The sequence below is a fragment of the Asanoa hainanensis genome, assembly GCF_900188485.1.
Classification (GTDB): domain Bacteria; phylum Actinomycetota; class Actinomycetes; order Mycobacteriales; family Micromonosporaceae; genus Asanoa; species Asanoa hainanensis.
This window is the reverse complement of record NZ_FZPH01000003.1, coordinates 694,507-707,100: the sequence shown is the minus strand read 5'-3', so window position 1 is coordinate 707,100 and position 12,594 is coordinate 694,507. Positions and strand designations below refer to the sequence as shown.

11 protein-coding genes are annotated in these 12,594 nt (G+C 70.5%); 8 read left to right on the top strand and 3 right to left on the bottom strand.

Going from position 1 to position 12,594, the window contains the following annotated elements:
* Positions 1 to 15 precede the first annotated feature (15 nt).
* From trpS to CHC05_RS10830, 3 genes are read left to right on the top strand one after another with little or no spacing between them, the layout of a single operon-like run.
* Positions 16 to 1,047 (top strand): tryptophan--tRNA ligase, encoded by a 1,032-nt coding sequence (gene trpS, locus CHC05_RS10840; protein ID WP_089247339.1) that lies wholly within the window; start codon positions 16 to 18, stop codon positions 1,045 to 1,047.
* Positions 1,048 to 1,090: 43 nt separating this feature from the next.
* On the top strand, positions 1,091 to 2,062 hold the full coding sequence (locus CHC05_RS10835) for a YihY/virulence factor BrkB family protein (protein ID WP_089247337.1): 972 nt from the start codon (positions 1,091 to 1,093) through the stop codon (positions 2,060 to 2,062).
* A 7-nt stretch (positions 2,063 to 2,069) separates the two neighbouring features.
* Positions 2,070 to 2,510, top strand: coding sequence for a hypothetical protein (locus CHC05_RS10830; protein WP_089247335.1), 441 nt, complete (start codon positions 2,070 to 2,072; stop codon positions 2,508 to 2,510).
* Between the two features lie 77 nt (positions 2,511 to 2,587).
* Here CHC05_RS10830 and CHC05_RS10825 read toward each other — a convergent pair whose 3' ends face one another.
* From CHC05_RS10825 to CHC05_RS10815, 3 genes are all read right to left on the bottom strand, one after another.
* Entirely contained in the window at positions 2,588 to 4,207 is a 1,620-nt protein-coding gene (locus tag CHC05_RS10825) for a glycoside hydrolase family 13 protein (protein WP_089247333.1), read from the bottom strand.
* A gap of 77 nt (positions 4,208 to 4,284) precedes the next feature.
* Positions 4,285 to 5,304: a LacI family DNA-binding transcriptional regulator gene (locus CHC05_RS10820; protein ID WP_089247331.1), complete on the bottom strand. Its 1,020-nt coding sequence runs from the start codon at positions 5,302 to 5,304 to the stop codon at positions 4,285 to 4,287.
* Positions 5,305 to 5,381: 77 nt separating this feature from the next.
* Complete coding sequence (locus CHC05_RS10815; RefSeq protein WP_179266121.1) at positions 5,382 to 5,969, bottom strand: TetR/AcrR family transcriptional regulator; 588 nt, start codon at positions 5,967 to 5,969, stop codon at positions 5,382 to 5,384.
* 103 nt (positions 5,970 to 6,072) lie between these two features.
* On the opposite strand from CHC05_RS10815, the gene CHC05_RS10810 reads away from it, so the two are divergent.
* From CHC05_RS10810 to CHC05_RS10790, 5 genes are all read left to right on the top strand, one after another.
* On the top strand, positions 6,073 to 7,047 hold the full coding sequence (locus CHC05_RS10810; RefSeq protein WP_089247559.1) for a hypothetical protein: 975 nt from the start codon (positions 6,073 to 6,075) through the stop codon (positions 7,045 to 7,047).
* Positions 7,048 to 7,288: 241 nt separating this feature from the next.
* A complete protein-coding gene (locus CHC05_RS10805; RefSeq protein WP_179266132.1) occupies positions 7,289 to 8,365 on the top strand; it encodes a BMP family lipoprotein in 1,077 nt (358 codons plus the stop codon).
* 152 nt (positions 8,366 to 8,517) lie between these two features.
* Positions 8,518 to 10,020, top strand: coding sequence for an ABC transporter ATP-binding protein (locus CHC05_RS10800; RefSeq protein ID WP_342745628.1), 1,503 nt, complete (start codon positions 8,518 to 8,520; stop codon positions 10,018 to 10,020).
* A complete protein-coding gene (locus CHC05_RS10795) occupies positions 10,013 to 11,305 on the top strand; it encodes an ABC transporter permease (RefSeq protein WP_089247323.1) in 1,293 nt (430 codons plus the stop codon). Before CHC05_RS10800 ends, CHC05_RS10795 begins: the two co-directional genes overlap by 8 nt.
* Positions 11,306 to 11,309: 4 nt before the next feature.
* Complete coding sequence (locus tag CHC05_RS10790; RefSeq protein WP_089247321.1) at positions 11,310 to 12,590, top strand: ABC transporter permease; 1,281 nt, start codon at positions 11,310 to 11,312, stop codon at positions 12,588 to 12,590.
* Positions 12,591 to 12,594 lie beyond the last annotated feature (4 nt).

The following is a 12,594-nucleotide window of genomic DNA, read 5'->3' as shown; positions in this document are numbered from 1 at the left end:
GGCAGAATTGCCGGCATGTCCGACGCCACCCCGAACACCGCCCGGCCCCGGGTCCTTTCCGGGATCCAGCCGACCGCCGACTCCTTCCACATGGGGAACTACCTCGGCGCGATCCGGCAGTGGGTGGCGCTGCAGGAGACGCACGACGCCTTCTACTGCGTCGTCGACCTGCACGCGATCACCGCGGGCCACGACCCGGCGGTGCTGCGGGCCCGCACGCGGGCCTCGGCCGCCCAGCTCCTGGCGCTCGGGCTCGACCCGGAGCGGTGCACGCTGTTCGTGCAGTCGCAGGTGCCCGAGCACCCGATGCTGGCGTGGGTGCTGAGCTGCATCACGGGCTTCGGCGAGGCCAGCCGCATGGTGCAGTTCAAGGACAAGTCGGCGAAGCAGGGCGCGGACCGGGCCAGCGTCGGCCTGTTCACGTACCCGATCCTGCAGGCGGCGGACATCCTGCTCTACCAGGCCGACGCGGTGCCGGTCGGCGAGGACCAGCGCCAGCACCTGGAGCTGACCCGTGACCTGGCGGGGCGGTTCAACACTCAGTTCGGCAAGACCTTCACGCTGCCGGCGCCGTTCATCGTGCGCGACACCGCGAAGATCACCGACCTGCAGGAGCCGACCGCGAAGATGTCGAAGTCGTCGTCCTCGCCGGCGGGCATCATCGAGCTGCTCGACGAGCCGGCCAGGTCGGCGAAGAAGATCCGCTCGGCGGTCACCGACACCGGCCGCGAGATCGTCTACGACCCGGCCACCAAGCCGGGCGTCTCCAACCTGCTCACCATGTACTCGGTGCTGGCCGGGAAGTCGATCGAGGAGCTGGTGGCGGCGTTCGAGGGCCGCGGCTACGGCGACCTGAAGAAGGAGCTCGGCGAGGTGGTGGCCGAGTTCGTCAAGCCGATCCAGGAGCGCACCAAGGCCTACCTGGACGACCCGGCCCAGCTCGACAAGCTGCTCGCGATGGGTGCCGACAAGGCCCGCGTGGTGGCCTCCGCGACGTTGGCGACGGCGTACGAGCGGGTGGGTTTCTTCCCGAGCCGCGGCGCCTGACGCCCGCCACCGCGGATCGGCTAGATCCGCAAGAATGTCCCGTGTGAACGTCTTCGCACGGCTCGAGGCCGGTATCAACCGGGGCCTCGACCGTGCGCGGGCCCGCTCGGCGGCGTTCGACCACTTCTACCGCACGGCCGACCGGTTCGGCTATGTGCTGGGCGGCCGGCTGGCCGCGGCCATCGCGTACTACGGCTTCTTCGCGATCTTCGCCTTCGCCCTGGTCGGCTACGCGGTGTTCGGCTTCGTGCTCAACAACGGCGAGGTCAACGAGGCGGTCGTCAACTTCCTCACCGACAACCTGCCGTTCCTCGACATCAAGAACGTCGAGGACGCGGTCTCCGGTGTGCAGACCACCGGGCGCCCGATCGGCATCGTCGGCCTGGTCGGCCTGGTCTTCACCGGCATCGGCTGGGTCGAGGCGATCCGGTCGTCGCAGCGGGCGGTGCATGGCTTCCAGCAGCAGCCGGGCAACCTGGTCGTCCGCCGGATCATCGACATCTTCGTGCTGATCATCGTGCTGGTCATGCTGATCGTCTCGGTCGGTGCCGTCGACGGGCTCAAGACGCTGCTGGTCTGGGCGATCGGCGACGGCGGCGACTGGTTGATGGCGCTCACCTATTTCCTTACCGTGCTGGTCAACCTGGTGATCGCCTTCGCCCTGCTGTGCGCGATCCCGCGGATCCGGATGAGCCCGCGCCGGCTGCTGATCCCGTTGATCATGGTCGGCGGCGGCCTGACCGTGCTCAACTCGGTCGGCCGGCTCTACGTCAACTGGGTGCGCGACAACGCGGCGTACGCGCTGATCGGTCCCGTCGGCTTGTTGATCTATCTGTACCTGTACAACCAGATCCTGATCTGGGCCGCCGCCGTGGCCGCCACCGACACCCACGGCACCGTGCGCGACCTGGGCGCGAACCCGCCGGAGCCGGCACCGCCGCACACGGTCTCGCCGGTCGACCATGACGAAGATGACCCGGAGAACGGACACCCGGGAGCGGCCGGCAGCGCATGATGGTCGGATGGGTGCACTGGTGACCTTGCGGCTGCCCGACGACTCGCCGCTACACGAGCTGCCATGGATCATCACGTTCGGCCCGCTGGGTGACGACGAGGACTGGGAGCCGGTGGTGAGCGGGCCCTACGAGCGCCCGCACGCCCTCGCGCTGGCCCAGTCGGTGGTCGCCGACGAGGAGTTGATGGCCGTCGTCGAGCCGTGCATGCCGCACATCTCCGCCGCCGAGATCCGCGGTGAGATCGAGGCCGCCCGGATCTCGGCCTTCCGCGACGACCGTCCCGCCGACGGCTCGCTGGACGACCTCGACCTCGAGGACGCCGACGACGAGGACTTCGGCGAGGACGACGAGGGCTACGCGCCGGTGCCGCCCACGCCCGACCAGGTGATGGCCGGCTGGGGCCGGATCGCCGCCAAGCTCACCGCCCCACGCGCCGACAACCCCTGAACGCGGTGGTGCCCCGGCTCGTCACCGGGGCACCGTACCCACCACACCCCCACCACAGGGGTCTCGTAGGTAACGGGTTACCCCAACGGCACCGGTTTCAACCATGCCGCCGCGTCGACGGGCAGGAAATCTCCGTCGAGGGCCGCGCTGGCCAGGATCGGTGTGCCGTACCGGCGCACGTCGACCGGCTCGCCGCCCAGGTTGACCACGCAGGTCAGCTCGCCGCGGCGGAACGCCAGCACGCCCGGTTCGGCCTCGGTCCAGGTGAGCTCGCCACCGCGCAGCGACGGCTCGGCGCGGCGCAGCCGCAGGGCGGCCCGGTAGAGCTCCAGCGTCGAGCCCGGGTCCTGCTCCTGCGCGGCCACGGTGTGCGCGACCCAGGCGGTCGGCGCCGGCAGCCAGGCTCCGGCCGGGCCGAACCCGAACGGTGCCGCGTCGCCGGACCAGGGCAGCGGCACCCGGCAGCCGTCGCGGCTCTCGCCGGTGCGCCGGAACGCCGGGTCCTGGCGCAGCTCGTCAGGCAGGTCGAGGACCTCGTCCAGGCCGAGCTCCTCACCCTGGTAGAGGTAGGCCACGCCGGGCAGGGCGAGCATCAGCAACGCCGCCGCCCGGGCCCGGCGCAGGCCGAGCGCGCCGCCGCCGTACCGCGTGACGTGCCGTTGCTTGTCGTGGTTGGAGAGCACCCAGGTGGTCGGCGCACCGACCAGGGTCGCCTCGGCCAGCGCGGTGTCGATCACCTTGCGGAACGAGTCCACGGACCAGGTGGCGTGCAGGAAGTCGAAGTTGAAGACCTGGTGCAGCTCGTCCTTGCCGACGTAGCGGGCCAGCCGCTCCGGGCTGGACGCCCAGGCCTCCGCGACCGCCATCCGGCCGCCGGGATAGCTGTCGAGGATCCGGCGCCAGACGCGGTAGATCTCGTGCACGCCGTCCTGGTCGAAGTAGGGGAGCCGGGTGCCTTCGAGCAGCCGGCTCTGGCGCTGGTTGCGGCCGGTCTTGCTGCTGTAGCCGACGTCGGGCAGGCCGGGGGCCTTGATGTTGCCGTGCGCCACGTCGACCCGGAAGCCGTCGACACCCCGGTCGAGCCAGAACCGCAGGATGTCCTCGAACTCGGCCCGCACCTCGGGCAGCTCCCAGTTCAGGTCGGGCTGCTCGGGGTCGAAGATGTGCAGGTACCACTGGCCGTCGGGCAGCCGGGTCCAGGCGTCGCCGCCGAAGATGGACTCCCAGTCGTTGGGCGGCTCGGCGCCGTCCGGGCCGCGACCGTCGCGGAAGATGTAGCGCTGCCGCTCGGGCGAACCGGCGGGTGCGGCGATGGCCGCCTGGAACCAGCGATGCGCGCTCGACGTGTGGTTGGGGACCACATCGATGATCACCCGCAGGCCGTACGCGTGTGCGTCGGCCAGCATCGCGTCGAAGTCCGCGAGGTCCCCGAACATCGGGTCGACCTCGCGGTAGTCGGTCACGTCGTATCCGCCGTCGACCATCGGCGACCGGTAGAACGGCGTCAGCCAGACGGCGTCGACGCCGAGGTCGCGGAGGTAGGGCAACCGCTCGCTCAGGCCGGCCAGGTCGCCGATGCCGTCGCCGTCCGAGTCGGCGAAGCTGCGCACGTAGACCTGGTAGACGACCGCGTCGCGCCACCAGCCTGCGCCTGCTTCATCCGCATTGAATGCGAAATGACCCCGTTCTTTTGGCACCGGAGAAGCATGCCGGAAACAAGGCTGACTCTGCAAGGACCCGACAGGGCTTGCGCAAGCTGCGCAAGGGGAGTCGGTCAGGCCGTTCTGGCGATCGCGGTCGACGACCGGACGACCAGCTCAGGGCGGAACAGATACTCCGAATGGGGTGCGGCGTGGCCCTCGATCTCGTCGACCAGCGCGCGCACCGCCGCGACCGCCATCGCCTCGACCGGCTGACGGACCGTCGTCAGCGGCGGGTCGGTGAACGCCATCAGCGGCGAGCCGTCGTAGCCGACCACCGAGACGTCGTCCGGGACCCGCAGCCCGCGGCGCCGCACGCTGCGGATCGCGCCGAGCGCCATCATGTCGGAGCCGCAGACGATGCCGGTGACCCCGGCGTCGAGCAGCCGGTGGGTGGCCGCCTCGCCGCCCTCGACGCCGAACAGCGACAGCGAGACCAGCTCGTCGAGCTCGGCGTCCGCGGCGCCCAGCAGGTTCCGCATCGTGGCTCGGTAGCCCGCGATCTTGCGCCGGACCGGCAGGAACCGGTCCGGGCCGCTGATCAGCCCGATGCGCCGGTGGCCGAGGCTCGTGAGATAGGACACGGCGAGCTCGGCGGCGGCCTGCTCGTCAGGCGAGACGAACGGTGCGGCGAGCCCGTCGACGAAGCCGTTGACCAGCACGATGGGCAGCTCGCGGGCGACCAGCCGGCGGTAGCGGTCCGGGTCGCCCGTGGCGTCGGCGTGCAGCCCCGAGACGAAGACGATGCCGTTGACCTGGCGGTCGAGCAGGATCTCCACGTACTCGTCCTCGGTCGCCCCGCCGGGGGTCTGGGTGCAGAGCACCAGCGTGTAGCCGCGTTGGGCCAGCGCCGACTCGATGGTCTGCGCGAACTCCGGGAAGATCGGGTTGTTCAGCTCCGGCACCACCAGGCCGACCAGGCCCGCGCTGCGTCTGCGCAGCCGGGCGGGGCGCTCGAGGCCGAGCGCGTCGAGGGCCGCGAGGACGGACTCCCGGGTGTCCGGGGAGACGCCCGGCTTGTCGTTGAGCACCCGGGAGACGGTCGCCTCGCTGACCCGCGCCCGGAGCGCGATGTCGGACAGGCGGGCACGCATGGCTGCACGATATCCGCTGGTCTTTCGCGTCTTTCGCAAGCCCTTGCCATCAAGCAACGAACTCGAAACAAACTCGCCTACGTGGTGAGGGCGCGCAGGCCGGCGAGGTAGGTCTTGGTGTCGGGGCCGGCCGAGAGAATCCGCTGCAGCGCGTAGCCGGGGACCATGCCGAACAGGACGGCGCCGACCGCTTCGGGGTCGGCGTCGGCGGGCAGCCTGCCCGCGTCGCGGGCGCGGGTGGCGAGCAGGACGAAATGGCCGCGCATCCGGCCGTACGCGCCGGCGACGAACTCGGCCAGTGCGGGGTCGCGCATCGCCTCGGCCCAGACCTGCAGCGCGATCCGCATCAGGCCGTCGGGGCCGGTCTGCCGGTCGACGAACTCGATGGCTCGCTCGACGGCCTCCGCCGGCGACAGCGGCGGCTCGTGCACGGCCAGTTCCTCGAACATCGCCGACGCGTCACCGATCACCGACTCGGCGATCGAGGTGATCAGATCGTTCTTGCTCTTGAAGTAGCGATAGACCGCGCCGACCGACAGGCCCGCCTCGGCGATCACGTCCTGCATCGAGGTGTTGTGGAAGCCGTCGCGGGTGAAGCACCGTTTCGCGGCGTCGAGGATCTGCTGGCGGCGAGCGGCGAGGTGGGCTTCGGAGACGCGTGGCATGGCACACATCCTAAAACGAACGCTCGTTCTTGACTACCGACGGCCATCGATGGGACGCTTGGGTCACCAAAGAAGAACGAGCATTCGTTTTAAGGAGATGGTCATGCCTCGCCAGGCTCGCCCGCCGCTGTTGATCGCCGTCCTGATCGGGGTCGGCATCGTGGTCGTGCAGGCCCTGCTCATCCCGCTCTTCGCCGGACCCGCCGCCAACCTCGGCCCGCGGGACCTCCCGGTGGTGGTCGCCGGCCCGGCGCCCGCCGCCGACGAGCTCGCCGCCCACCTCCCGCCGGGCGCCTTCGAGATCACCCGCGTGCCGGACGCGGCCGCCGCCGACGCGCTGCTGCGCGACAACCAGGCGTACGCGGCCTTCGTGCTGAGCCCGTCCGGGCCGGTCGTGCACACCGCCAGCGGGGCCAGCCCGACCGTGGCCCAGCTCGTCGGCCAGGCCGCCGCGGGGATGAACGCCCAGGTCACCGACGTCGTGCCCGGCTCGCCGGACGACCCGCGCGGTGCCGGCTTCGCGTCCGGGTTCCTGCCGTTCGCGCTCACCGCCCTGGCCGCCGGCGCGGCGCTCGCCCTGCTCGTGCGCGACCGCTGGGCCCGGTTCGCCGGCGTGCTGGTGTTCGGCGTGCTCGCCGGGCTCGTCGGTCCGCTCGTCCTCGGGTCGTGGCTCGGCGTGCTGACCGGTGACTACCTGCTCAACGCCGCCGCCATCGGGCTGTTCGCGACCGCGGTCGCCGGCATCGTGGCCGGGCTCGGCGCGGCCCTCGGCCGGCCGGGCATCGGGCTCGGCGTGCTGGCCGTGTTCCTCGTCGGCAACCCGCTCTCGGCGGTCAGCGCCGCACCCGAGCTCCTGCCGCAGCCGTGGGGCGCGATCGGCCAGTTCCTGCCGATCGGGGCCGGCGGATCGCTGCTGCGGTCGACCGCGTTCTTCGACGGCGCGGGCGCGGCGGGGCCGGCCTGGGTGCTCGGCACGTACGCCCTCGTGGGTCTGCTGCTGACCTTGGCCGGTGGGGTCCACACTCGCCGGACCGCTCCCGCCGCCGACCCGGCCGAGCGCGTGGCGGTCGCGGCCTGAGCGAAAACCGTTAACAAGGGTCCCGTCCTATGCGGAAAACGTTGGGAAGGGACCCTTGCTTACTGCCCGGGCGATTTCGTTCACTCGGAAGTCACGCCTGCGTAACGGCCATCCAACAGTTGATTCCGGGTTTTCGTTCCACGCGGTAGCTCGGCGTACGCTCCCGAGCAAAACGTGAACTCACCGCGTACCCCTTGCGGTGTGTAATGGGAGGGAGACCGTCTTGCGCGCTATGCGTGGGATGCGGATCGTCTCGATCCTCGCGGTGGGTGGCCTGATGGCGGGCCTGGCCGCGTGTGGTGACGCTCCGGAGAGCAGCAGCGGGACCGGCGACAGCAGCGCCGCGCCCGCCGCTGGCACCTATAAGGCCTGCATGGTCACGGACATCGGTGGCATCGACGACCGGTCGTTCAACGCGTCGGCGTGGAAGGGTCTCGAAGAGGCCAAGGCCGAGAGCGACAAGCTGGCCGACCCGAAGAACGTCTCGTCCAAGGCCGAGGCCGACTACGTGCCGAACCTGACGCAGTTCGCCCAGCAGGACTGCAACTTCACCCTGGCCGTCGGCGGCCTGATGGGTGACGCGACCAAGCAGGTCGCGGCGGCCAACACCGACAAGCAGTTCGCGATCGTCGACTCGTCGATCCCGGGTGCGACCAACGTCTACCCGATGCAGTTCGACACCGCGCAGGCCGCGTTCCTCGCCGGCTACCTCTCGGCGGGCTACTCGAAGACCAAGAAGGTCGCCACCTACGGTGGCCTCCCGATTCCCCCGGTCACGATCTTCATGGACGGGTTCGCGGACGGCGTCGCCTACTGGAACACGCAGAAGAACGACAAGGTCCAGGTGCTCGGCTGGGACAAGGCCTCGCAGAAGGGCCAGTTCGCGCAGAGCTTCACCGACCAGAGCAAGGGCAAGGCGCTCTCGGACGGCTTCGTCGCGCAGGGCGCTGACGTGATCATGCCGGTCGCCGGCGGCACGGGCCTCGGCACCGCGGCCAACGCGGGCACCAAGTACTCGGTGGTCTGGGTCGACGTCGACGGTTGCGAGAGCGCGCAGCAGTACTGCTCCTCGTTCCTGACCACCGTCGTCAAGAACATCCCCGAGGCGGTCAAGGAGGCGGCGGTCAAGGGTGCGGACAGCACCGGCATGCTGACCGGCTCCTACCTGGGCACCCTCGAGAACAACGGCGTCTCCATCGCGCCGTACCACGACTTCGACAGCAAGGTGAGCCCCGAGCTCAAGACCGAGGTCGACAAGCTGAAGGCCGACATCATCGCGGGCACCGTCAAGGTGACCTCCCCGGCCCAGCCGAAGTGACGTAAGTCCGGCCGAACAGCCGGTCCCACCCTGGTGGGACCGGCTGTTTCCCGGCCGGGAACGATCGTGAACAATTCTCCGCACCACACCGTCTGAAGGAGGTCACGCTGAGACTCGAACTGCGCGGCATCACCAAGCGCTTCGGCGACCTCGTGGCCAACGACGACATATCCCTGACCGTCGAGCCCGGCGAGATCCATGCCCTGCTCGGCGAGAACGGCGCCGGCAAGTCGACCCTGATGAACGTCCTCTACGGGCTGCTCCAGCCCGACGAGGGCGAGATCCTGGTCGACGACAAGCCGGTGCGGATCCGCGGTCCGCGCGACGCGATCGCGGCCGGCATCGGCATGGTGCACCAGCACTTCATGCTCGTGCCGGTGTTCACCGTCGCGGAGAACGTGATGCTCGGCGCCGAGCAGACCACCGGCGGCCCGGTCGGGTTCCTCGACCGCCGGCGCGCCCGCAAGCTGGTCCGCGAGGTGTCCGACCGCTACCGCCTCGAGGTCGACCCCGACCGGACGGTCGAGGACCTCGCGGTCGGCGTGCAGCAGCGGGTCGAGATCGTCAAGGCGCTGACCCGCGACGTCGACCTGCTGATCCTCGACGAGCCGACCGCCGTGCTGACGCCGCAGGAGACCGCGGACCTGCTCGAGATCATGCGGACGCTCAAGGCCGCCGGCAAGTCGATCGTGTTCATCACGCACAAGCTCAAAGAGGTCCAGGCGATCGCCGACCGGATCACCGTGATCCGGCGCGGCCGCACCGTCGGCACCGCGGCCCCCGACACCAGCGAAGAGGAGCTCGCCTCGCTGATGGTCGGCCGCTCCGTGCTGCTGCGGGTCGAGAAGGGCGCCGCCGAGCCCGGCGCGCCCGTGCTGGAGCTCGCCGGAGTCGCCGTCAACGACGACCGGGGTCACCGCGCGGTCGACGGCGTCGACCTGACCGTGCACGCCGGTGAGGTGCTCGGCATCGCGGGCGTGCAGGGCAACGGCCAGACCGAGCTGGTCGAGGCGATCATGGGCCTGCGCCCGGTGGTCGCCGGCAGCACCAGGCTCGACGGCCGCCCCACGCTGGGCCTGTCGACCCGCGACATCCTCCGCGCCGGCGTCGGCTACGTGCCCGAGGACCGCAGCGTCGACGGCCTGGTCAAGGACTTCACCGTCGCGGAGAACCTGGTCCTCGACATCTACAACACCGAGCCCTTCGGCACCCGCTGGGTGACCCGCCCGGACGCGATCGCCGAGAACTCCCGCGCCCGGATCGCGGAGTTCGACGTGCGCACCGACGCGGCCGGCAACGCCGCCGTCGGCACGCTCTCCGGCGGCAACCAGCAGAAGGTGATCGTGGCCCGGGAGTTCTCCCGGCCGCTCAAGCTGTTCATCGCCGCCCAGCCGACCCGCGGCGTCGACGTCGGTTCGATCGAGTTCATCCACCGCCAGATCGTCCACGAGCGCACGGAGGGCACGGCGGTGCTGCTGGTCTCCAGCGAGCTCGACGAGGTGCTGGCGCTCGCCGACCGGATCGCCGTGATGTACCGGGGGCGGGTGATCGCCGTGGTGTCGCCGGACACCCCGCGCGAGGAGATCGGTCTGCTGATGGCCGGCGTCACGACGGAAAGCGCCGGCACCGCGAAGGACGGGCACCCCGATGACTGAGCAGACGACGGCGACCGCGGAGGATCTCGCCGCCGCCGGTGCCGACCAGCTACCGCCGCCCAAGACGTTCGCCGGTCGCTACCTGAGCACGCTGTGGACCGCGAACACGTTCACCGTGACGGTCCTCGCCGTGCTGCTGGCGCTGGTCATCGGCGGCATCCTGATCGCGATCTCCGACGAGAGCGTCCGGGCCACCACCTCTTACTTCTTCAGCCGGCCGTCCGACTTCTTCAGCCTCTCGTGGGACAAGGTCAGCGACGCGTACGCGCAGCTGTTCAAGGGCTCGATCGTCGACCCGGCAGCGGTGCAGGCCGCGGCCAACGGCACGGGCAAATGGGAGCGGGTGTTCTTCCCGATCTCGGAGACGCTGACCTACGCGGCGCCGCTGGCGCTGACCGGTCTCGCGTTCGCGCTGGCGTTCCGCGGCGGCCTGTTCAACATCGGCGTGCAGGGTCAGGCGATCATGGGTGCCGTCGGCGCCGCGCTCGCCGGCTTCCTGCTGCCGCTGCCGGTGGGCATCCACCTGGTCGTCGCGCTGATCTTCGGTGCCGCGGTCGGCGGCGCCTGGGGCTTCGTGCCCGGCTTCCTCAAGGCCCGCACCGGCGCGCACGAGGTCATCACGACCATCATGCTCAACTACGTCGCGCTGTTCTTCCTGGGCTGGCTGATCGTCCAGAAGGGCATCCAGGACCCGGAGCGCAGCGACGCGATCAGCAAGCCGGTCGACGGCTCGGCCCAGCTGACCCACCTGCTCGGCTTCCTCGGCCCCAGCCTGCGGGTCAACCTCGGCATCGTGGTCGCCATCCTGGTGGTCGCTGCGGTCGCCTGGATGCTGCGCCGCTCGACGTTCGGCTTCGAACTGCGCGCGGTCGGGCTCAACCCCGAGGCGTCGCGCACCGCCGGCATCGGCGTCGGCTCGACGTACGTGCTGGTGATGACCGCCGCCGGCGCGCTGGCCGGGCTCGGTGGCGCGACCATCGTGATGGGCACCGCGGTCAGTCTGACCGGCGCGGTGATCGGCAGCGTCGGCTTCGACGGGCTGCTGGTCGGCCTGCTCGGCCGGGCCAAGCCGTGGGGCGTGTTCTTCGCGGCGCTGCTCTTCGGCGCGCTGCAGGCCGGCGGCAACCGCATGCAGTCGTTCTCCGGGATCTCGCTCGAGCTGGTCGGCGTGATCCAGGCGCTGATAGTGATCTTCGTGGCCGCGCCCGCGCTGGTGAAGACCGTGTTCCGGCTCAAGCCGGCCAAGGTCAGCGGGCTCGGCACCGGCATGTCCAAGGGATGGTGAGACCGTGACGGCCAGCACCGTCGACGCGGCCCAGGTGGTCGCGGAACCGACCCAGTGGTGGAGCCGGCAACGCAAGATCGGCGTGGGCCTGGTTGCCGTGGGCCTGGTGGCCGCGGTGCTGTTCGGCGCCCTCGCGTCCGCGCAGAGTGCCGAGTTCACGCTGGCCGAGACCATCAGCGGCAGCGCGGTCGGGATGAACGGGCGCGTCGGCGCGATCGTGTTCGGCGTCATCGCCGCGCTCGCCGGCGGCGCCATGCTGGTCGCCGCCCGGCGCTGGGTCAACTGGCTGCTCGGCCTCGGCATCGTCGCCACCCTGATCTCGTTCCTCTGCTGGCAGCTCTCGCAGGCGCCCGACAGCCTCAACACGATCGCGCTCGGCAGCGTCGCGCGTAGCTCCGTCACGCTGGCTCTGCCGCTGGTCCTGGGCGCCCTGGCCGGTGTGCTCTGCGAGCGGTCCGCGGTGATCAACGTGGCCATCGAGGGCCAGTTCCTGATGGGCGCGTTCGCCGCGGCCATGTTCGCGACCCTGGCCGGCAGCGTCTGGATCGGCATCCTGGCCGCCGGCATCGGCGGTCTGATCATCGCGCTGCTGCTGGCGGTGCTCGCCATCCGCTTCCTGGTCGACCAGGTGGTGCTCGGTGTCGTGCTCAACGTGTTCGCGCTGGGCCTGACCGGCTTCCTCTACGAGCAGCTGATGGCCAAGGACCAGTCGCGCTACAACCAGCCGGCCTTCGTGCCGGAGTGGGACATCCCGGGGCTGTCCAAGATCCCGCTGCTCGGCCCGGCGCTCTTCAAGGGCAACATCTTCCTGTACGGCGCCATCGTGCTGGTGATCCTCATCCACGTGGGGCTCTTCTACACCCGGTGGGGCCTGCGCACGCGGGCGGTCGGTGAGCACCCGGCGGCGGCGGACACCCTCGGCGTGAAAGTGCTGGCCCTGCGTTACCGCAACGTGCTGGTCGGCGGTCTGGTGGCCGGCTTCGGCGGCGCGTACTTCACGCTGCTCTCCACCACCAACTTCAACAAGAACATGACGTCCGGACTCGGCTTCGTGGCGCTGGCCGCGCTGATCTTCGGCCGGTGGAGCCCGATCGGGTCCATGCTGGCGGCGTTGTTCTTCGGCTTCTGCAGCGCGCTGGCGGTCAGCCTCGGCTCGATCAACAGCCCGATCCCGAGCGGCTTCCTCAACATGCTGCCGTACATCGCCACGATCGTCGCGGTCGCCGGTCTCGTCGGCCGGGTGCGCGCGCCCGCCGCGGACGGGACGCCGTACATCAAGGGTTAGGGTC